We start from the raw sequence: 20,800 nt of genomic DNA on the forward strand, positions 1-20,800 counted from the left end.
ACCTTGTGAAGCGGAAGAGGGCGGTTGCCGCCGTGTCGTCTCAGTCCCCCAGTAACTCAAGCATCTCGACCGACCAAGCCAGCCCGGGCACGAGCCCGGCTGCAGCTTTCGGCCCCAATGAGTGGCTCGTCGACGAGATCTACCAGCAGTACCTCCAGGATCCCAATTCGGTCGATCGCGCCTGGTGGGACTTCTTCGCCGACTACAAGCCGGGTACGTCCGGCACGGCGGACAAGCCCGTTCCCGGCGCCGCAGCCGCGGGGGCTGCGGTGGCCCCGGCCGCCGCCGCACCGGCCCAGACCGCGCCTGCCGCTCCGGCGCAGGTCCCGGCCGCCGCCCCGGCGAAGCCCGCGGCTGCCGCTGCCCCGGTGGCCCCGGTGGCCCCGGCCGCGCCCGCCGCTCCGGCCGCTCCGGCCGCGCCCGCCGCTCCGGCTGCGCCCGCCGTTCCGGCCGCGAAGGCCGCCGCGCCCGCCAAGGCGGCCCCGGCCACTGCCGCCGAGGGCCCCGAGTACGTGACGCTGCGCGGCCCGTCCGCCGCCGTGGCGAAGAACATGAACGCCTCCCTGGAACTGCCGACGGCCACGTCCGTCCGCGCCGTTCCGGTGAAGCTGCTCTTCGACAACCGCATCGTCATCAACAACCACCTCAAGCGCGCCCGCGGCGGGAAGATCTCCTTCACGCACCTCATCGGGTACGCGATGGTGCAGGCCCTCAAGGCCATGCCGTCGATGAACCACTCCTTCGCGGAGAGGGACGGCAAGCCGACCCTGGTCAAGCCGGAGCACGTCAACCTCGGTCTGGCCATCGACCTGGTGAAGCCGAGCGGCGACCGCCAGCTGGTCGTCGCGGCCATCAAGAAGGCCGAGACGCTCAACTTCTTCGAGTTCTGGCAGGCGTACGAGGACATCGTCCGCCGCGCCCGCATCGGCAAGCTCGGCATGGACGACTTCACCGGAGTCACCGCCTCGCTGACCAACCCCGGCGGCATCGGCACCGTCCACTCGGTGCCCCGCCTGATGCCCGGACAGGGCCTCATCATGGGTGTCGGCGCGATGGACTACCCGGCGGAGTTCCAGGGCACCTCCCAGGACACGCTGAACAAGCTGGGCATCTCGAAGGTCATGACCCTGACCTCGACGTACGACCACCGCGTCATCCAGGGCGCCGCCTCCGGCGAGTTCCTGCGGATCGTGTCCCAGCTCCTGCTCGGCGAGAACGAGTTCTACGACGAGATCTTCAAGGCGCTGCGCATCCCCTACGAGCCGGTCCGCTGGCTCAAGGACATCGACGCCTCGCACGACGACGACGTCACCAAGGCCGCCCGGGTCTTCGAGCTGATCCACTCCTACCGGGTCCGCGGCCACGTCATGGCCGACACCGACCCGCTGGAGTACCGCCAGCGCAAGCACCCCGACCTGGACATCACCGAGCACGGCCTCACCCTGTGGGACCTGGAGCGGGACTTCGCGGTCGGCGGTTTCGCCGGCAAGACGATGATGAAGCTCCGCGACATCCTCGGTGTGCTGCGTGAGTCGTACTGCCGCACCACCGGCATCGAGTTCATGCACATCCAGGACCCGAAGCAGCGCAAGTGGCTCCAGGACCGGGTGGAGCGTCCGCGCCCCAAGCCGGAGCGCGAGGAGCAGCTGCGGATCCTGCGCCGCCTCAACGCCGCCGAGGCGTTCGAGACGTTCCTGCAGACCAAGTACGTCGGCCAGAAGCGGTTCTCGCTGGAGGGCGGCGAGTCCGTCATCCCGCTGCTCGACGCGGTCATCGACTCCGCCGCCGAGGCCCGCCTCGACGAGGTCGTCATCGGCATGGCCCACCGCGGCCGCCTGAACGTCCTGGCGAACATCGTCGGCAAGTCGTACGCGCAGATCTTCCGGGAGTTCGAGGGCAACCTCGACCCGCGGTCGATGCACGGCTCCGGCGACGTCAAGTACCACCTGGGCGCCGAAGGCACCTTCACCGGTCTGGACGGCGAGCAGATCAAGGTCTCGCTGGCCGCCAACCCCTCGCACCTGGAGGCGGTCGACCCGGTCCTCGAGGGCATCGCCCGCGCCAAGCAGGACATCATCAACAAGGGCGGCACGGACTTCACGGTCCTGCCCGTCGCGCTCCACGGCGACGCGGCCTTCGCGGGCCAGGGCGTCGTCGCCGAGACGCTCAACATGTCGCAGCTGCGCGGCTACCGCACCGGTGGCACGGTGCACGTGGTGATCAACAACCAGGTCGGCTTCACCGCCGCCCCGGAGTCCTCCCGCTCCTCGATGTACGCCACCGACGTGGCGCGCATGATCGAGGCGCCGATCATCCACGTCAACGGTGACGACCCCGAGGCCGTCGTCCGTGTGGCCCGGCTGGCCTTCGAGTTCCGGCAGGCGTTCAACAAGGACGTCGTCATCGACCTCATCTGCTACCGCCGCCGCGGTCACAACGAGGGCGACAACCCGGAGTTCACCAACCCGCAGATGTACACCCTGATCGACAAGAAGCGCTCGGTGCGCAAGCTCTACACCGAGTCCCTCATCGGTCGCGGCGACATCACGCTGGAAGAGGCCGAGCAGGCGCTCCAGGACTTCCAGGGCCAGCTGGAGAAGGTCTTCGCAGAGGTTCGCGAAGCCACCTCGGCTCCGGCCCAGACCCATGTCCCGGAAGCGCAGCCCGAGTTCCCGGTCGCCGTCACCACCGCGGTCTCCGCGGAGGTCGTGAAGCGGATCGCCGAGTCCCAGGTCAACATCCCGGAGCGGATCACGGTCCACCCGCGCCTGATGCCGCAGATGCAGCGCCGTGCCGCCTCGGTGGAGAACGGCACGATCGACTGGGGCATGGGCGAGACCCTGGCCATCGGTTCGCTGCTGATGGAGGGCACCCCGGTCCGGCTCGCCGGCCAGGACACCCGCCGCGGCACCTTCGGCCAGCGCCACGCGGTCCTCGTCGACCAGGTGACCGGCGAGGACTACACCCCGCTGCTCTACCTCTCCGACGACCAGGCGCGCTACAACGTCTACGACTCGCTGCTCAGCGAGTACGCGGCGATGGGCTTCGAGTACGGCTACTCGCTGGCCCGCCCGGAGTCGCTGGTCATCTGGGAGGCCCAGTTCGGTGACTTCGTCAACGGCGCGCAGACCGTCGTCGACGAGTTCATCTCCTCGGCCGAGCAGAAGTGGGGCCAGACCTCGGGCGTCACGCTGCTTCTGCCGCACGGCTACGAGGGCCAGGGCCCGGACCACTCGTCCGCCCGCCCGGAGCGCTTCCTCCAGATGTGCGCGCAGAGCAACATGACGGTCGCCATGCCGACGCTCCCGTCGAACTACTTCCACCTCCTGCGGTGGCAGGTGCACAACCCGCACCACAAGCCGCTGGTCGTCTTCACCCCGAAGTCGATGCTCCGCCTCAAGGCGGCGGCGTCCAAGGCGGAGGAGTTCACCACCGGCGGCTTCCGCCCGGTGATCGGCGACGACTCGGTCGACCCGAACGCGGTCCGCAAGGTCGTCTTCTGCGCCGGCAAGGTCTACTACGACCTGGATGCCGAGCGCGAGAAGCGCGGCATCAAGGACACGGCCATCATCAGGCTGGAGCGTCTGTACCCGCTGCCGGGTGCCGAGCTGCAGGCCGAGATCGCCAAGTACCCGAACGCCGAGAAGTACCTCTGGGCCCAGGAGGAGCCGGCCAACCAGGGTGCCTGGCCGTTCATCGCCCTGAACCTGATCGACCACCTGGACCTGGCCGTCGGCGCCGACGTCCCGCACGGTGAGCGCCTGCGTCGCATCTCGCGGCCGCACAGCTCCTCCCCGGCGGTCGGCTCGGCCAAGCGCCACCAGGCCGAGCAGGCGCAGCTGGTCGCCGAGGTCTTCGAGGCCTGATCAGCGGCTGTACGTACGGAGGGCCCGGCCCCGCGATCAACTCGCGGGGCCGGGCCCTCCGGCGTGTCGCCGTTCCTTCGGTGACCGAATCAGATAATCGGCGGCTCGAAGTCCCAGTACGGCCGGTTGCGGGACCGTGCCGAGACCGTGTGGACGTGCTGTGCCCCCAAGGTCGTCACGAGGTCGCCCAGCGCCTCGCTCTCGATCTTCTCGGCCCGCTGCCGGTCCCGGACCCCGCGCAGGTCCGCCGCGTGGGCGATCCGGGCCGAGAGTGTCAGCGGGTGGGTCCGGCCGAGGACCTCGGTGGCCCGGGTGATGGTGGTCTCCGTGAGGGCGGCGGCGGACTCCGGGTCGCCGACCAGGTTGCGCAGAGCCGAGACGTTGATCGCGCAGCCGAGCGTCCAGGGGTGGTTCTCCCCCACGGCCTGGGTCATGTCGGCGAGCGCCCCCTCGATGAGGACGTGTGCGTGTTCCCGCTCTCCCACGTTGCGCAGGATGAGCGCGTGGTTGGCGCGGGTGCCCGCCACATAGGGATGGGCCTCGCCGAGCATGTCGACGTAGCCGCTCACGACCTTCTCGCTTATGTCCCTGGCCTGGTCGATGTCCGCGTGCTCGCGGGCGAAGCAGCTCTGGCTGGCCGCGAACATCATCGTCAGGGGGTCGCCCTCGCCGAGCACACGCTCGCAGCGCTCCAGCACGCGGGTGAACAGTGCTCGGGCCTTGGTCCGGTCCCCCGAACGGTAGTGGCACAGCGCGAGGTTGTGTTCGGCGCGCAGGGTCTGCGGGTTGTCCGGGCCCATCACGAGCCTGTGCACCCGGGCGCTCTGTGCCTGGAGCGACTCGGCCTCGGCGTAGCGGCCGAGCAGGCGCAGGTCGGTGGCGTAGTTGATCTCGGAGTAGAGGGTCCAGTTGTGGCGTGGCCGCAGCAGCTGGCGCCGGGACTCCAGGGTGCGCCGGTTGAGCTCCAGGGATTCCTCGTACCGGCCGAGCAGCCGGAGCGAAATGGCCAGGTTGTTCTGCGCGTTGAGCGTCCGCGAGTCCTGTTCGCCGAGCAGTTCGCGGTAGGCGGCCAGGATCCAGCCGGAGATCTCCAGTGCCTCGTCGTACCGGCCGAGCCCCCGCAGGTCGGCGGCGAGGCCGCCGGAGGCGCGCAGGTGTTCCAGGTCGTGTTCGCCGCGTTCGGCGCGCAGGTGGTTGACGGCGGCCCGTTCGATGGCCTCCGTGCCCGCGTAGTCGCCGACCGCCCGCAGCAGGTTGGCGTAGTTGTAGCTGAGGTCCCAGACCCTGGGGTGGTTCTCGCCGAGGAGTTCGCGCCAGGCCGTCATGGCACGTTCGCCGAGTTTGATGCCGGCCCGGTACTCGCCCGACAGGTACATGTAGCGCAGGCAGTTGAGGACCAGGGTGTGGACCGCCGGGTCGGTGCTGCGGAGGACGTCGGCCCACTTCAGGTGGGGGGTGATCTCGGCGTAGGCAGGCCACAGACGGGTGTCCGTGGGGCGGCCGGGGTCGGCGGCGGCAAGGGCTCTGCGGACCACGTCGATGAATTCCTGGCGGTCCCGCTCCGGCATGTCCTTGCTGACGATCTGGTGGACCATGCGGTGCAGGTAGAGCGATTCGCCGGAGGACGGTTCGTCGATGATGGACTCGTGGGACTCCAGCCTGACGACGGAGTACTGCCGGAGCTGGCCGATCGCCTTGTTCCACAGCAGCGGGTCGTTCATCAGGCCGGACAACTGCTCGGGAAGTTCCCCGGAAGGCATCTCCTTCAGGAGCCGTACGGGGATGGAGCCGGGTGCGAAGAAGGTGCACAGTCGCAGCAGGTCGACGGACTGGGGGACGGTGTCCTTGAGCTTGTTCAGCAGTATCGACCAGGCGGTCTGGAAGGCGAGCGGGAAGTCCGCGGAGATCTTGACGACGTCCTGGTCGATCCCGCCTTCGAGGAGCTCGATGTACTCGTCGACGGACATGTCGGAGTCGTTGAGCCATCCCGCCGTCTGGTCGAGGAGCAGCGGCAGGTCCTCCAGCGCGTCGGCGAGCAGGTCGGACTCGGACTGGGTCAGCCGTGGGGCGCGACGGCGGATGAAGGCGACCGATTCCTCCCGGCTGTAGACCGGGACTTCGACGAGGTTGCTGTTGTGCTCGCCCCACTCCGGGTTGCGGGACGTGATCAGCACGTGTCCGGGGCCGGTCGGCACCAGGTCCCAGATCTGTTCGGGTTCGTCGGCGCCGTCGAGGACGAGCAGCCAGTGGGAGTGGGGGTCGCCGCGGCGCAGCGAGTCACGGACCGCGCGGAGCCGTTCGCCGTACTCGGCGCCGGTGGACAGGCCCAGTTCCGGGGCGAGTTCGGCGAGTTTCTGACGGTAGAGGGCGCGGCGGTCGGCGGGGACCCACCACACGACGTCGTACTCGGAGCCGAACCGGTAGACGTACTCCGCGGCCAGCTGCGTCTTGCCCACGCCCGACATGCCGTGCAGGGTGACGACACCCGCGCCGGAGCCGGCGTCCTGGAGGGCTCGGTAGGCGCTGCTGAGCAGCTCCTCGCGGCCGGTGAACCGGGTGTTGCGGCGCGGTACGCCACCCCACACCTCGGGGGTGTCGGACGGGAACCGCGGTCCCGGCCTGGCCGCCGCGGTTTCGGGCAGCGAGTCGACGGGGAGACCGAGGCGGGCCAGCAGCCGCCGTTCGGCCTCGTCGGCGCCGACGTTGGTCAGATCGGCCGCCCCGAAGACGGACGTGGCGCCGGGCAGTGCCGACGTGGTGACGGAGACGGCGACGAAGCGGTCCGGCTCGGGGGCGACGACCTCGCGCAGCGCCCGGTTCCACTCCTCATGGCTGCGCGGGCCGAGCTGGAAGTACCAGTCGCTCAGGATCACCAGGACGCGGCCGCGGGCCAGAGTCAGATCCCGCAGGCTCTCCTCCAGCGGCACCTCCACCGGTGGGTCCCAGCGCTGCTGGACGACCGTCACTCCGCGCCGCTCCAGGCGGTCCCCGATCCAGGCCGCCCAGGCCCGGTTGAAACCGGCGAAACTGATGGTGACGGTCTGCGCCCCGGTTGCTCCAACTTGCTTACGCGTTCCGGGCATTCAACCGTCTCCCTGCCTCGATTTGAGCCTTATCAACATACACCGGGGACCCTTTGACGATCAGGTGGTCGACGGCGTCGGTCACGGGCGCGCTCACGCCCGTCGCGAGCCGTTCCTCTGCTGCCATATCACGCGCGCGGTGCTCACGTACGCCTGCGCACGGGCCAGATGACCCGTGGGGGGCGGACAATCGGCCAGACGGTCGTAGAGGGTGATCATTTCGTTGACGAGCACCCTTCCCTCGGCGGTCAGCGCGCCCGAACCGGCCAGTACGGGCAGTACGGCCCCTACTTGTTCGCGGCAGCGGGCGTGTTCGGCCCAGGCGAGGTCGCGGTGGGTGACGCGCTCCGCGCCGAGTGCGAACCGCTGCCAGTAGTCGGCGAGCGCGATGTGCGAGTACGCGCCCTGGAGCAGCCCGTCGAACGGCCGGGGGTCGGAGCGCCAGGGTGCGAAGTGCCGGGGGGCGGCGTCCTCGTGGTGCAGCCGTACGAGGGCAGCGACCGCGGACAGCTTGGTGTGCTGGAGTTCGTGCACGAGGGTCGAGGCGAAGTAGGCGGGGGTGGCCGGTTTGCTGCTGAGGACCGCGCCGAACGCCTCGCGCCTGGTGCCGCTGCAGTGCGCCGCGCCCTGGCCGGTGGGGCCCGATCCGGGCGGCGGGCCGAGTGGTACCAGGCAGCGCAGCAGCACGGCCGCCTCGGTCACGCGGTGTTCGCCACCGATGCGGAGCAGCGGTTCGACCCCGGACCAGGACTCCGTCCACGCCTTGCGTTCGCTGTCGTCGATGTTGACGGCGCCGCTCAGTCCGTGGCGCTCCAGGCCGCTGCCGGCGGTGCGGTACGGGTCGAGATCGTCCAGCGGGACGGGACCGGCGCCGGGCAGTACGGCGGGCAGGGACAGCGCGGGCAGCCAGCGCGGGTCGGGGGAGCTCGTGGTGCCGTCCTCGTGCGCGTGCACGACGAGGGGCCTCTCCTGATGATGGCGGAGCGTCAGTTCGCTTCCGGTGGACCTGATGTCGAGCCGGCCGTCGGGCATCCTCAGGGCTCCCAGGGTCGGCAGCGACAGCAGTCCGCCGCGCGCGGTGAGCCGGGCCGTGAACGCCAGCCGTGCGCGGATCGCCGCCGCTGCGGCGAGCGCACCCGCGTGGTCCAGGTCCGCCTGGAGTTGGGGGGTGGGGGCAGTGGCGGTCAGGCCCCGCAGGCAGCTCTGCGCCCATGGGCCCGCCAGGGGGTGGAGCAGGACCGCGCGGGCGGCGGTCCGGTCGGCGCGGTCGGCGGCTTCGAGCAGCGCCCAGTCCCGGCGCAGCCGGTCGAGCCGGTCCGGTGGGCAGACGGTCGCGGGGGCTGCCCCTGCGGCGTCGAGGAGGGCACGCAGCAGGACGAGACGGCGGGTGTCCTGATCGCGTACGAGCAGGGCGAGGTCGTCGGCGTCGCCTTCGGTACAGCCGAAGGCGCGGAGTGCGCGGTCCGGGAGTGGGGGGCTCATCGGTGGTCTCCTGCGGTTGCGGCGGCCAGCCGGTCCGCCACATGGCGGACGAGCCGGTCGAGGTCGGCGCAGTAGACGGAGGGGTTGGTGAAACCGTTCTCTGCGCGGTAGCGGTGGGCGTAGTGGCCGCCGCCGCAGACGGTCAGCAGCGGGCAGGCCCGGCAGGCGGCGGCGAGTGCGCCGGCACCTGCCTGGCGGGCGGCGACGCCGGGGTGGCGCAGGGCGTCGTCGAAGCTGTGCCGGAAGATGTCGAGCCCGGTGGCGGCGGCCGTGTCGTAGGCGGACTTGAGGGAGTCGACCTGTTCGATCGCGCCGTCGGTCTCGACGACGACGGCGTTGACCGGGTCGAGGCCGAGCGATTCGGTGGCGGCGGGCAGGCCGAGCAGCAGGGCGAGGCACTCCTCGAAGAGCCGGACCCGGGTCTCCCGCCGGCCGGCCGGCCACCAGCGGTCGAAGACGGTGCACAGCCAGTCGCCGTACGGGGTCGGGCGCGCCGGTCCCGGTCCGGCCCCCGGTGTTCCGGGGTCGGGTATGCCCGGCGGCGGGGTGGTCCAGTTGCCGTGCGGCAGCAGGAGGTCCAGGGCCGGTGGGCGCAGGGCGAGCAGCGACTCGTACATCTCGACGGGGTCGGTCCGCGGGTCGACGACGGTGAGGATGCCCGCGTACGCGCCGGGGTGCCGGTCGGCGAGGAGCCGGGCGCCGCGGGAGGCGGCGGGCCAGGAGGGGCGTCCGGCGTGGTCGGTGCGGAGGGTGTTGTGCCGGGCCAGACCGCCGTCGAGGCTGATCCCGATGCGGATGCCGTGCCGGGCCAGGGTGGCGATGCGGGCGTCGGTGAGCAGGGTGGCGTTGGTCTGCACGGTGGCGTGGAGGGTGCAGCCGCCGGGTATCCGCTCGCGCACCCGGTCGGCAAAGGTCCCCAGCCTCCCTGCGCCCGCGAGCAGGGGTTCACCGCCGTGGAGGACCAGGGCCACGCTGCGCAGGGCATGCGTCGCCGCGTGTTCGGCGATCCGGTCCGCGGTACGGTCCAGGACGGCCGGTGCGGCGGCGGCCGGACGGGCGCGCCACGTCCGGTCGGGGCCCTCGTACAGGTAGCAGTAGCGGCAGGCGAGATTGCAGCGGCCGTGGGCCTTGACGATGAACTGGGCGAAGGGGACGGGCGGCCGGGCGACGGTGTCCGGGCGCGCGGGCGCGCCTGGCGTCGTCTGTCGGGACACTCCGGCACCCCCGTGCTGTCCGTCCGCCGGGGCGTCCCCCGCTGTCGGGAACGCTCCTGTCACCGGTCCGGGGCGCGTCCGTGCGGCCTGCCGCCCGGACTGACCTGTCCCGGGCCGTGTCGCCCTGTTCACCCGGACCGCGGACCGCGTCCATGCGGTCCGCCGCGCCTCAGAAGGCGTTGGTGAAACCCCACAGCATCTCCCGCGGCTGCTCGGCCCTGTCCCGGAGATCCGCGACCACCGCGGAGAGGACCGGGTGGTCCAGCGTCCGCAGCGCCTCCAGATCGAGCCCGAGCAGGTCCGGCAGCGCGCCGGGCTCGTGGCCGGACCCTGCGCCGGGTGCCTCAGATGTGCCGGCCTCGGCCCTGCGTGCCGATTCACCCGGCTCGCTCAACTCGCTCATCATGCCTCCCCGTTGACTGTGCAGCGGGCCCCGCGGTCGTGCGCTCGCCGTCGAGCGCGCACCGCCCGGCCCGTGTCCCTGACCCTCGTACCACTGCACCCCGGCGCACTCCGTCGTGCGCTCAGCGCTCCAGCTCGGTCAGCCGCTCGGCGGTCGACTCGCCCGCCGCGCCGCCGCCGTTCGGCAGTTTGCGCCATTCGAGGCCGGCCGCCCGGTACGCCTCGCGCGCGGCCCGGGGACGCCCCGCCTTCTCATACGTCATACCCCGCCAGTGGTTGGCCATAGCACCCAACTCCACTGCCTCTTGCCGCTGTTGTGGACTCTCCAGCTCCGCTTCCGCTGTGCGGGCGGATTCGGCCGCGTCCCGGAACGCCTCGGCCGCGTCGTCGAGCCTGGCGGGCCGCTGCAGCACCCGCGAGGCATCGAGATGGGACCGGCCCAGTGCCAGCCAGCAGCGCGCCGCGGTCAGCGGATCGCGGGCCTCCTGCGCGGCGAGACCGAAGAGGTGCTCGGCCTCCCGCAGATCGACCCGGTCCTCGGTGGCCCGGTGCCGCAGCATCAGGGCCCGGCCGAGCATCAGCAGCCGCTCGGCCTGGCGCGCGCTGCCGGACGGCGTCTCCGTACGGCAGTCGCGCAGCACCCGCACCGCCGCGCCGATGTACTCGCGCCCGTCCGGCAGTTCGGCACGCCGCAACAGGGTCCCGCCCCATTCGGCGAGCAGATCCGCATGGGCCTGGGAGTCGCGCGGGACGCCACGGGAGGCGCGGGCGAACCATTCGGCGGCCGCCACGAGTTCGTCCGGTGCGTCCAGCTGCTCGTAGCGGGCGACCCTGACCCGGCCCGCCCTGGTCTGGAGCGCGGCGCGCTGACGCTGTTCCCTCACGGTCACCAGCGCCTGGTCGATCAGGGTCGCCGCCTCGTCCGGTTCGCCGCCGGAGGCCAGCAGGGCATCCACCAGGTCCAGCAGGATCCGTACCTCGGTGCCCAGGGTGTGCCGCCCGCTGCCCGCCCCGAACGCGGTGCGCAGCGAGCGGGCCGCCTGCCCCGCGTACACCCGTGCCTGTTCGGGGTCGACGGTCGCCCCGGCCAGTTTGAGCAGGGCCCGGCCGTGCGCCAGTGGCAGCGCGGCCGGACGGTTCTCCTGGTCGGGCCAGACGTCGGCGAACGCCTCCAGCATTCCTGCCGCGGCCTGCAGCAGGGCGCTGTCGCCGCCGAGGCGCCACTGCGCCTCCAGGGCGCGTACCCGCTCCAGGGTGAGCCGCAGCACCTCGCCCGGGTCGAGGCCGGGGGCCGCGCAGGCGACCGTGTACTCACGGTCGGCGCGTCGGAGCAGGGCCAGTGCGCCACGCCGGTCGCCGCGCCTGCGCCGGTCGTCGGCCGCAGCGTGCAGCACCTTGGCCAGCACCGCCCGTTCGCGTACCGCCCCGGGATGCGCGGCGGCCCGTTCCGCCGCGTTCTCGGCCTCGCGCAGAAGGCCGTCGCCGCCCTGGACCTCCCACAGCCGCAGCACGCAGCGGGCGTACTCGGCCCACAGCTCGGGGTCGGCGCCCGGGTACCGCTCGCGCTCGGTCGCGCCCCGGAGCAGCTGCACGGCGTCGATCAGGTACTGCACCATGCTGTCCGAGTCGAACTGGCGCAGGAGTGCGCGGGCGCTCTCCACCGCCGTGTGTGTCGTCCGGCCGGGGGCGTCGCGGCCGCCCCGGTCGCCGTAGAGCGCGAACTGCTCGGGCAGGGGCATGAAGCGCTCCAGTACGCGCGCCGCGACCTCGGCGAAGGGATGGGGAACGCGCGACCCGCCGCTTCCGTCGCTCTCCCCGTTCTCGTCGCCCTCGTCGTTCTCCGCGATGCCGCCGCTCTGCGTGCGGCGGCCCAGGTCGGTGGCGTACGAGGAGGCGCGCCGGCCGTCCCCGAGCTGGGCGAACGCCAGCGCCGGGAAGTTCGGACCGCCCTTGCCGAACCGCTGCTCGATGTACTCCGAGCAGTGCTTGAGCACGAGCAGCGCCTCGTCCCGTCCGAGCGGTCCGAGCAGCGCCTCCTGGACGCCGGGCGCGAACTCGTACCACTGCCCGTCGCCCGCTCCGTCGCCCTTGCTCCGCGAGATCAGTCCGCTGAGCAGCACCTCGGCGAGTTCGGAGGGGCCGGAGTCGGGCAGCATCGTCCGCTGCACCAGCTGCATCACCGGCAGATAGAGCGGCGCCGCGGCGAGATAGACCGCGAGCTGCCCGGCGACCGGGGAGGCCGCCGAGCGGAAGCGGCTGACCAGTTGGAGCGAGGACAGCCGGTCGCCGGGGCGTGGCGCCGGCGCGGCGGGCTGGTCGGCCCTGACCCAGCCGACCGCCCCGGAGATCCGGCCGGCGCCGGTGCCGGAGAGCAGTCGCGCCCAGGCGGCGAGCGCGCCCGCCACGGGCGGGAGTACGGGGACGGCGAGGGCGCCGGGACGTGCGGTGGGTGCCCCGCCCGCCTCCTCGGTGACCTTCAGGACCGCGGCACCGGAGAGCCCTTCGCCACGGGAGAGCTCACCGTAGGTCACCGGCAGCCGGGTGCGGTTCCACATCCGCTGCGGCAGCGGCTGCAGTACGGCGGTGGGGGCCTGCCGGGCCAGCTGGTGGAGCAGCCGGTGGGCGCGCCCGCTGTGCCAGAGCGGTCCGGCGCAGTCGCTGACCAGGACGGTGACGCGGCGGCCGGTCGGATCACTGAGCCGGTCCGCGGAGTTCAGCGGGGCGGCGGCCGGATCGGGGCTGCGGCTGACCGCACAGGAACCGTCGGGGCCACGGTGCAGATACCGCACCTGGACATCCCGAAAGGCACCCAACTGACCGAAGATCTGCTGGAGTTCGCCGAACATCCGGTCCCAGACACGCATCGACGAGGAGGCGTCCATGACGAACTGCAGCAGCGCGTCGGCGCGGGACACCCCGCGGAACACCGGGATGATCAACCCACCTGCGCGGGCGCTCAGTTCGGCGGTGGCCGTCTCGTCCAGGGTGCGGCGCAGGGGTGGCGCGGCGGGGCGGTAGCGCTGCAGGGGACGTAAGGCTCGCTGGATTTCAAGAGGTGCGGGCAGGGCGGGGGCGGCGGGCACGCCGAGGGTGAGGGTGGCGGCGCTGCGGCGCCCATGGCCGTACGGCCCGCCGCCCTCGCGCTGCCCGTCGCTGTCCGCGGCGAAGTCCCCGGGCGGTACCGGATACAGAGCTATCCGGCGGTCGGCGGCCGCGGGATCCCCCTGCTCCGCGGGCTCGTCGTCGTCCGGTGCGGCGTCCGTGCCACGGGCGCCCCCGGCCGTGGTGCGGGCGGACGGTGCGGCCGGTCCCGCGTCGGACAGCTCGGCGCGTGAGAACGGTACGGCGGGGCCGCCCTGTTCCTCAGCCCCTTCCGGCGTGTCGGCGCGACGGGTCCATTGGGCGAGCCAGAGGGCGTCGCAGAGCTGTTCCGCGTCGGGGTCGAGCCCGGCCTCGCGCAGCCGGGCGACGAGTGCGGGCAGCAGTCCTCCGTCGTACGGCTCGGGTTCCGCAGGACGCCCTCCTCCTGCTCCGTCCGGGCCGTGGCGTGCCGTGGCGTCGGGCATCAGCTCATCACCTCGGCCGGTCGAGTCGCTGGATGAGCAGGTCGGCGAGCCGGTCCCGGCCGGCGGGGGCGGCCGCGTCGGTGAGATAGATGGCATTCAACAGCTGGTCGGTGGCCAGGAGTTCGCTCCGCGACCGCTCCAGGAAATGGGCGATGAGATCGTCTCCGGAGCGCGCCGCCTCGTCGCCCAGGTGGGCGCGGACGAAGGTGGCGAGCCGCTGGTGGTCGGGGCGGCCCAGCTCCAGGTGGATGCAGCGCCGCATCAGCGGGGCCGGGAAGTCGCGCTCGCCGTTGCTGGTGAGCACGACGAACGGGAACGCCCCGCACTGCACACGGCCGCCCTTGACCGTCACCTTGGTGCCGTCGTCGGTCAGCACCTCGGCCTCCCCGTCGGGCAGCCGGTCGGCGATCCGCTCGAGTTCCGGAATGCCGAACTCGCCCTCCTCCAGCACGTTGAGGAGGTCGTTCGGCAAGTCGATGTCGCTCTTGTCGAGCTCGTCGATGAGCAGCACGCGGGGCCGGTCGGAGGGCAGCAGCGCGGTGCCGAGCGGGCCGAGCCGGATGTAGCTGCCGACGTTCTCCGCCGCGTCGGAGCCGGCCGCTGCGGCGTGCGCGGCGATCTGGACGTCCTGCAGCCTGGCGATCGCGTCGTAGTGGTAGAGGCCGTCGAGGAGCGTGGACCGGCTGACGATGGGCCAGCGCAGGACCCGGCCGAGCCTGAGTTCATGGGCGACGGAGTGGGCCAGGGTGCTCTTTCCGGCGCCGGGGCTGCCGGTGACCAGCAGCGGGCGCCGCAAGTACAGCGCCGCGTTGATCATTTCGAGTTCTTCGGCGCCGGGCCGGTGGAGTTCGGCGATGTGCCGGTGGCCACCGAGACGCCGGGTGGCGGACCCGTCCGCCCGGTCGCCCCCGGTACCGCCGTCGCCGGGGTCCGGGGCCTCGCGGGCCGCGAAGTCCCGCCAGGGCGGCGGGGACGGCAGCTGCTCGATGCCGTCGTGCGGTTCACCGGCCCCTCGGTAGATGAGCCACTCGCTGGGTTCACTCATAGCGCGTTCCTCGTCGTCACTCGTCCGCCAGGTCCGGTGTGAGGGGCAGCAGCCGTCGAACGTGCCTCACGGTATCGATCCGTGAACTCCCCCGTAAGAGGCCGGCCGGCGCTGTTCACGGCGCCTCCAGGAGCTGACCGGAACCGGGGAGCATATGGTGCGGATCGTCATAGAACAGAACGACGCCGTAGGACCAGAACGCATCGGCACGTTCCGCCTTCACGTCCCATCTCAGCTCGTGGATCCGCTGCGGCAGCCGGTCGGCGGTGCGGGTCTCCGCGACGGTGTTGAGGGCGCGCCGATGGAATTCGGAGCAGACCCCGTCCGGTTCCCCGGTCCGCCGCCACAGGGCCACCCCGAAGCCGCCGTCGAGGAGCCGCACCAGTCCGGCCGTGGTCTCGGGGTCCGGCCGGCCACCGTACCGGCAGAGGACCGGCACGGTCTCGTACGCCAGGGTGTGCAGCCTCGCCACCTCCGGTACGCGTACCCCCATTCCGTCCTCGCAGTCGACGACTTCGGCCTGCACCGAGGAGTTCCGGGTGCCGTTCCAGCGGGCCCTGCGCAGTCTTTCCACGTCGTCGTCCGGCGGCTGCTCCCGCGCCGAGCGGCGGACGACGACCGGGCGTACGGCTCCGAGCGGCAGCCCGTCGGGGGTCACCTTCCAGTTGTCGACGTCCAGGCCGAGCAGCGCCGGTGGGACCGCCACCTGGAGCATGGCGGGGCTGTCGGGTTCGTCGCACCGCCGGAACGCCTCGGCGAGCGGGGCGGCCAGCCGGGCCGGGAGAGCGCCGGGCCCCGTGCCCTGGCTGTCCTCGGCGACGGGCAGGACCTCCCCGGTGCGGCGGGCGACGCCGATCCGCCAGTCGTAACGGTCCCGTTCCCAGCCCCGCGGTTCCAGTTCCAGCAGGACGAAGGCGCGTTCGCCGTACCGGGCCGGTTCGCCCCTCGGCTCGGGGGCCCGCTGGTGTTCCTGGTCCCGGCTCTGCCGGACGGCGCGCCAGTGCAGCACGAGTTCCTGCCGGAAGTCGCGGGACAGGTCCTCGTCGGCGATCCGTTTCACCCATTCCCACAGGGACTTCGTGGCGGCCCGGGTGGACGGCACGTCGTACGGGCGGTCGGCGGCGAGGACGCCCATGCAGTAGCGCAGGATCAGTTCGAGTGCGGCGTCGCGGTCGCGGACGCGGGCGTCGTACAGCGCGCCGAGTCCGTCGCGCCAGCCGCGCGGCGCCGGACGGAGATCGCGCGCATGGACGTTCGGCAGGCCGTCGAGGAGCCGCAGCAGATTGCGGGTGCTGACCGGCGGCGGGAACTCGGCGAGCCTGCCCAGGAGGTCGATCCGCCGCTTGGGGCTGAGCACCCGGCCGGCCGGGCCGGGAAGCTCACTCTGCACATCGGCCCAGGTCCGCTCGGTGGACGCGGGGCTGTTGTGCCGGTCGGCGTGGTAGCGGTCGTGGGCGTGGAAGACAGCCTGGTACGTGTCGTCCGTCTCGGTCTCCACGGGTCCGGCGGGCACGGTGAGGGAGCGGAGCCGCTCGATTCCGATGGCGGTGCCGCCCTGGTGGCCGTCGAGCCGCGATTTGATCACGCCGACAACCTCGCCGCGGGTGACGTCCACGACGGGCCCGCCGGACATCCCGGGCGCCAGCCAGTCCTCGGCAAGCCGGATCTGCTGGTCGGCATCGGCCCAGCCGCCGAAGGTGCCCTTCACCTCGCAGTCGCCGCTGAGCGTCGTCAGCCCGCCGCCCGGGGCGGGCGCCCAGCCCACGACGCGGACCTTGCGGCCGCGGAGCATGGCCTCCGAGCGCTCGGTGACGTACACACAGGGGTGTTCGACGGGCCGCCGCAACTGGATGAGCGCGAGGTCGGGCGCGGGCCAGCCCCGGTCGCCGGCCGGCCGGGTCTCGGGCAGCGCGGCGAGCACCACGCCGGGGACCTCGGTCAGCTCGGTGTCGTAGGGGTCGGCCCTGAACAGCACGTTCACCTCGCGCCCCTCCCCCTGCATGGCGACATGTGCGCACGTGAGGACCCAGCTCGGGGCGATGAAAAAGCCACTCCCCAGGAAGCCCGGGCCGGGTCCGTCAGTGGCATACCCGTCCCCCCGGCGATGGATGCGTACGGTGGCGTCCCGCACGAGGTCCATGAGCGCAGCCTCCTCCGGCCCCGGACCCCCTTCTGCGCCCCCGGCGGTCTCCTGCGTCATGACCCGCCGCCGTCGGCGGTCGCGGCACCGTCGGGGTGCGCCGGTGCGCCGGGGGATGCTCCGGCGGACGCATCGTCCGCGGATGCGGGAGCGTGCGACGGCGGGGACGCGGGGTCGGGCCGTGCGGACCCCGGCTGCGCGGACCCCGCGGGGGCCGGTCCCGGCGGCGCCGGTGGTGCAGGCGGCGCGGAGGGCGCGGGCGGGACGGACGGGACGGGTGGCGTGGGCGGCGCGGCGGCCTGCGCGGGCACCTGCGGCGTGATCGACGGATCGACGGCCGGGCCGCCACCGCTCCAGGTGAGCGTGACCTTGATGGCGCCCTTGGCCTCCCCGTCCGCGAGGAGTCCGACCACCTTGCCGGCCTTGGCGGTGAGCTCGATGCCGAATTCGACGCTGACCTCGTCCGGCCGCACGGCCCGCAGCGGCTCGGCGAGCGACCGCGCGACGCTGGTCACCACCCCCTGCAGGCTCTCCACCCGGGCCTGCACCTGGTCGGCGAAGTCCGAGAAGCCGGTGTCCGTGTAGGACAGTCCGTTCCCGGCAGGCCGCCGCTCAAGTTCCTCGGCCCCGGAGATGCGTGCCCAGACCGGTGTACCGTCCGGCATCTCAATGCGTGTAATACGGGCCCCGCTGTCACTCATGACACCCCCCGTTCCCCGAACTCCCCGCAGGTTAACGGCAGTACGCGATCGATGCGATGCACATCCGTCAGGACGCCGGGGCCGGGTGCACCGGTTCTCGGACGTCTCCCGGCCGGATTCCGTCGTCCCCGCCGAGGGTCCCTGCGGCCTCGCTCCCGGCCCCCTGGGGGCTGTCACCAGGCATTAAACTTGCGGCCATGTACTTCACCGACCGTGGCATCGAGGAGCTGGAGAAGCGGCGCGGCGAGGAGGAGGTCACTTTCGAGTGGCTCGCCGAGCAGCTGCGTACGTTCGTCGACCTCAATCCCGATTTCGAGGTCCCCGTCGAGCGCCTCGCCACCTGGCTGGCCCGACTGGACGACGAGGACGAGGAATAGGGCGACGCCCCGGGGCGCGTCCGCCGGTTTCCGTCGGCCCGGAATTCCCCGTCGGCCCGGATCAGCACCCGTCGGCCCGGATCCGGTCGTACGCAAGACCGAGTGCACCGTGCACGATCAGCAGCGCTCCCGCGAACGCCCACCCTCCTCTGCGGCGCCCGATCCCCCAGGTGACGAGCGGTACCCCCGCGGCGAGCTGGGCGGTGGCGAGCGCACGCGCCTTGGGGCCTCGCAGCCACGGGCCGAGTCTGCTGTTCTCGACCGCGTCGAGTTCGATCTTCACGGCGTCGCGCCAGCCCGCCCAGGCGATCCGCTCCGTGCCCGGCCTGCTGTCGGCCGAGGCGTGCAGCCGATCGGCGGGTTCGCCGGGATCGAGGCCGGCCGGGAGGATCAGTCCGATCCGGGTGAGCGCGGCGAGGAGGCCGCGCAGCCGGGTACGGGCGTCCGCGTCGGGATCCGGGCGGGTCAGCGTTTCGAGCCGCTGGATGTCCAGGACGGGGTCGAGGCCGAGCCGCGCGGCGAACGTACGCATCGCCTCGTCCTCACCCGCCGGAGTCCCGTCCGCCAGCCAGACGTATCCGACGGGCCGCCGGAAGCCGGACGCGAGCGTGTAGCCGGCCCGGTCGCCGTCCCACCACAGTGCGAGAACCGGCCAGATGGAGCCGACCGCGAGTGCGGTGGCCCAGCCGCCCACCACACTGTCGACCGGCTGATCCCCTTCTCCCCCGTCCTGCCAGGGCATTCCCTCCGGCACGAGGACGCTCCACCCGTCACCGGCGGGCGCGAGCAGCATCCGCTCGCGCAGCAGATGGGCCACCGGCCGCACGGAGTCGGGTTCGGCTCGGCAGAGCAGCAGCGCACCCACGGGTGATGTCGCGTTCATGTCCCACACCGTAGGGCAATTTGCCCATATTTGGCGCCATTTGATCACCCCAGGTCGCCTCACCCTCCCTTGACTTCCCCAAGCCGCGATATATCGTGTTGCCCAAGAGACGCGATATGTTGCGTCAGGGCGCGCTCCTGGGAGGTCAGATCCATGCCTGTGTCGACGTGGGCCATCGCCGAGCCCCAGAAGCTCACCTTCGACGACCCGGTGACCGCGCTCAGCGTGCGCATCGTCAACGGCACCGTCAACGTCGTCGGCACCGAGGAGCCGACCGCGCGGCTGGAGGTCTCCGCGATCGAGGGCCCGCCGCTCAACGTGACGCAGAAGAACGGCATCCTCACGGTCGCCTACGAGGATCTGCCCTGGCACGGCTTCCTGAAGTGGTTCGACCGCAAGGGGCGGCACCGCAGCGCAGTGGTCTCGCTCGCCGTGCCGGCCGGGTCGACGGTCGAGCTCGGCACGGTCGGCGCCGGAGCGTTGGTCTCGGGCATCCGGGGACGCACGGACGTGCGCGGCATCACCGGCGACACCACGCTCGTCGGCCTCGCCGGCACGGTCCGCGCGGACACGGTCTCCGGCAATGTGGAGGCCCAGTCCGTCACCGGGGAGCTCCGCTTCAAGTCGGTCTCCGGCGATCTGACGGTCGTCGAGGGTGCCGGCGCAGCGGTACGGGCCGAATCGGTCAGCGGCAACATGGTGCTGGACCTTGACCCGACCGGGAAGCCCACGGACATCCGGCTGACCACGGTCTCCGGCGAGGTCGCCATCCGGCTGCCGCACCCGGCGGACGCGACGGTCGAGGCGAACACGGCCAGCGGCGCCGTCTCCAACGGCTTCGAGGATCTGCGGGTCGGCGGCCAGTGGGGTGCGAAGCGGATCACCGGGACGCTCGGCGCAGGCACCGGGACGCTGAGGGCCACGACCGTGTCGGGGTCGATAGCCCTGCTGCGCCGCCCACCGGCCGAGGACGATCCGTACGACGCCGAGCCGACCGGAAAGGAGCTCTGACATGCCCCCCGTATTCGCCCATGGGCGGCTCCGCCTCTACCTGCTGAAACTCCTGGACGAGGCGCCCCGTCACGGCTACGAGGTGATCCGGATCCTGGAGGAACGCTTCCAAGGTCTGTACGCACCGTCAGCGGGCACCGTCTATCCGCGCCTGGCCAAGCTGGAGGCCGAAGGTCTCGTCACGCATGCCACCGAGGGCGGCCGCAAGGTCTACTCGATCACCGACGCGGGCCGCGCCGAACTGGCGGACCGCGGCGGCGAACTGGCCGATCTGGAGCTGGAGATCCGCGAGTCGGTCTCCGAACTGGCCGCCGAGATGCGGGACGACGTGCGGGGCGCGGCGGGGAAGCTGCGCAGCGAGATGCGCGCGGCAGCCGGCGAGACCCGGCAGACCTCCGCCACCGGGACCGGCGCGAAGGGCGACCGGAGCTCCCCGTTCGGTGATTTCGGCGACTTCACGGACTTCGGCGACAGCGAGGCCTGGCGCACCGCCAAGGAGGAGCTGCGCAAGGCCAAACAGGAGTGGAAGGAGCAGGCCCGCCGGGCGAAGGACGAGTCCCGCCGCGCCCGCGAGGACGCCCAGCAGGCGCGCCGCCAGGCCAAGGAGGCCCAGGAGAAGGCGCGCGAGCAGATGCAGAACGCGGCCCGGCAGGTCCAGGAGCACTTCGCCCGGGGTGACTGGCCCACCGGCGTACGGGAGGGGCTGGCCGAGATCACCGGCCGCCTGGCCGGCTACACCGGGACGAGCGGCCGGCCCCCGTACACCAGGCCCGAACCGCCGGCCGGCGATCCCGACTGGGGCAAGGAGGCGGGCACGACGGGCGACCCGGCCCGCGACCTGGACCGCCTGCTCGACCGCTTCCGGGACGACATCCGCGACGCGGCCCGCGACCGGGGTGTGACGGAGGACCAGCTGGTGGAGGCCCGCCGCCATCTGTCGACGGCGGCCGCCCGCATCGGCGCGCTCCTGCGGAAGGACGCCGACGCCAAGGAGTGAGCAGGGCCGGGGGCATGCCCCCCGGCCCGTCCA

Annotated in this window: 13 protein-coding genes; 4 read left to right on the forward strand and 9 right to left on the reverse strand. The window is 72.3% G+C overall.

Annotation, left to right across the window (positions count from 1 at the left end):
- The first annotated feature begins 32 nt into the window (after window positions 1–32).
- Window positions 33–3,866 carry a multifunctional oxoglutarate decarboxylase/oxoglutarate dehydrogenase thiamine pyrophosphate-binding subunit/dihydrolipoyllysine-residue succinyltransferase subunit gene (locus OG972_RS14190; RefSeq protein ID WP_266981557.1) on the forward strand — a complete coding sequence of 1,278 codons (3,834 nt, stop codon included), beginning with the start codon at window positions 33–35 and terminating at the stop codon, window positions 3,864–3,866.
- Window positions 3,867–3,955: 89 nt separating this feature from the next.
- Here OG972_RS14190 and fxsT read toward each other — a convergent pair whose 3' ends face one another.
- The 8 genes from fxsT to OG972_RS14230 all read right to left on the reverse strand — a co-directional run bounded on the left by fxsT (window position 3,956) and on the right by OG972_RS14230 (window position 17,463).
- Window positions 3,956–6,949, reverse strand: a complete 2,994-nt coding sequence (fxsT, locus tag OG972_RS14195) for an FxSxx-COOH system tetratricopeptide repeat protein (RefSeq protein ID WP_266981559.1) — start codon at window positions 6,947–6,949, stop codon at window positions 3,956–3,958.
- A gap of 93 nt (window positions 6,950–7,042) precedes the next feature.
- Window positions 7,043–8,431 carry an HEXXH motif-containing putative peptide modification protein gene (locus OG972_RS14200; RefSeq protein WP_266981561.1) on the reverse strand — a complete coding sequence of 463 codons (1,389 nt, stop codon included), beginning with the start codon at window positions 8,429–8,431 and terminating at the stop codon, window positions 7,043–7,045.
- Complete coding sequence (locus OG972_RS14205) at window positions 8,428–9,645, reverse strand: FxsB family cyclophane-forming radical SAM/SPASM peptide maturase (protein ID WP_266981563.1); 1,218 nt, start codon at window positions 9,643–9,645, stop codon at window positions 8,428–8,430. The genes OG972_RS14200 and OG972_RS14205 overlap by 4 nt, the downstream gene beginning before the upstream one ends.
- Window positions 9,646–9,814: 169 nt before the next feature.
- Window positions 9,815–10,039: an FxSxx-COOH cyclophane-containing RiPP peptide gene (gene fxsA / locus OG972_RS14210; protein ID WP_266981565.1), complete on the reverse strand. Its 225-nt coding sequence runs from the start codon at window positions 10,037–10,039 to the stop codon at window positions 9,815–9,817.
- Window positions 10,040–10,169: 130 nt separating this feature from the next.
- Window positions 10,170–13,613, reverse strand: a complete 3,444-nt coding sequence (locus tag OG972_RS14215; RefSeq protein ID WP_266981567.1) for an SAV_2336 N-terminal domain-related protein — start codon at window positions 13,611–13,613, stop codon at window positions 10,170–10,172.
- Between the two features lie 7 nt (window positions 13,614–13,620).
- Window positions 13,621–14,658, reverse strand: a complete 1,038-nt coding sequence (locus OG972_RS14220) for a MoxR family ATPase (protein WP_266981569.1) — start codon at window positions 14,656–14,658, stop codon at window positions 13,621–13,623.
- Between the two features lie 115 nt (window positions 14,659–14,773).
- On the reverse strand, window positions 14,774–16,798 hold the full coding sequence (locus OG972_RS14225; RefSeq protein WP_266981571.1) for a trypsin-like peptidase domain-containing protein: 2,025 nt from the start codon (window positions 16,796–16,798) through the stop codon (window positions 14,774–14,776).
- A gap of 56 nt (window positions 16,799–16,854) precedes the next feature.
- The gene (locus OG972_RS14230; protein WP_266981573.1) at window positions 16,855–17,463 is read right to left on the reverse strand and encodes a CU044_2847 family protein; all 609 of its coding nucleotides are present in this window, start codon (window positions 17,461–17,463) and stop codon (window positions 16,855–16,857) included.
- Window positions 17,464–17,696: 233 nt separating this feature from the next.
- Here OG972_RS14230 and OG972_RS14235 point away from each other — a divergent pair, with 233 nt between their 5' ends.
- Window positions 17,697–17,876: a DUF6104 family protein gene (locus tag OG972_RS14235; protein ID WP_023586593.1), complete on the forward strand. Its 180-nt coding sequence runs from the start codon at window positions 17,697–17,699 to the stop codon at window positions 17,874–17,876.
- A 61-nt stretch (window positions 17,877–17,937) separates the two neighbouring features.
- Here OG972_RS14235 and OG972_RS14240 read toward each other — a convergent pair whose 3' ends face one another.
- On the reverse strand, window positions 17,938–18,759 hold the full coding sequence (locus tag OG972_RS14240; protein ID WP_266981579.1) for a hypothetical protein: 822 nt from the start codon (window positions 18,757–18,759) through the stop codon (window positions 17,938–17,940).
- 153 nt (window positions 18,760–18,912) lie between these two features.
- On the opposite strand from OG972_RS14240, the gene OG972_RS14245 reads away from it, so the two are divergent.
- Entirely contained in the window at window positions 18,913–19,770 is an 858-nt protein-coding gene (locus OG972_RS14245) for a DUF4097 family beta strand repeat-containing protein (RefSeq protein ID WP_266981581.1), read from the forward strand.
- A 1-nt stretch (window position 19,771) separates the two neighbouring features.
- Window positions 19,772–20,767, forward strand: a complete 996-nt coding sequence (locus tag OG972_RS14250; RefSeq protein WP_266981583.1) for a PadR family transcriptional regulator — start codon at window positions 19,772–19,774, stop codon at window positions 20,765–20,767.
- The last annotated feature ends 33 nt before the right edge of the window (window positions 20,768–20,800 follow it).

Origin of the sequence: Streptomyces sp. NBC_01669 (assembly GCF_026339735.1) — a bacterium.
In the GTDB taxonomy this organism is placed as follows: Bacteria; Actinomycetota; Actinomycetes; order Streptomycetales; family Streptomycetaceae; genus Streptomyces; species Streptomyces yanii.

Coding starts and splice junctions, on each gene's coding strand:
- fxsT (WP_266981559.1), bottom strand. CDS start 6,949: ATGCCCGGAACGCGTAAGCAAGTTGGAGCAACCGGGGCGCAGACCGTC.
- OG972_RS14200 (WP_266981561.1), bottom strand. CDS start 8,431: ATGAGCCCCCCACTCCCGGACCGCGCACTCCGCGCCTTCGGCTGTACC.
- OG972_RS14215 (WP_266981567.1), bottom strand. CDS start 13,613: ATGCCCGACGCCACGGCACGCCACGGCCCGGACGGAGCAGGAGGAGGG.
- OG972_RS14220 (WP_266981569.1), bottom strand. CDS start 14,658: ATGAGTGAACCCAGCGAGTGGCTCATCTACCGAGGGGCCGGTGAACCG.
- OG972_RS14225 (WP_266981571.1), bottom strand. CDS start 16,798: ATGGACCTCGTGCGGGACGCCACCGTACGCATCCATCGCCGGGGGGAC.
- OG972_RS14230 (WP_266981573.1), bottom strand. CDS start 17,463: ATGCCGGACGGTACACCGGTCTGGGCACGCATCTCCGGGGCCGAGGAA.
- OG972_RS14235 (WP_023586593.1), top strand. CDS start 17,697: ATGTACTTCACCGACCGTGGCATCGAGGAGCTGGAGAAGCGGCGCGGC.
- OG972_RS14240 (WP_266981579.1), bottom strand. CDS start 18,759: ATGAACGCGACATCACCCGTGGGTGCGCTGCTGCTCTGCCGAGCCGAA.
- OG972_RS14245 (WP_266981581.1), top strand. CDS start 18,913: ATGCCTGTGTCGACGTGGGCCATCGCCGAGCCCCAGAAGCTCACCTTC.
- OG972_RS14250 (WP_266981583.1), top strand. CDS start 19,772: ATGCCCCCCGTATTCGCCCATGGGCGGCTCCGCCTCTACCTGCTGAAA.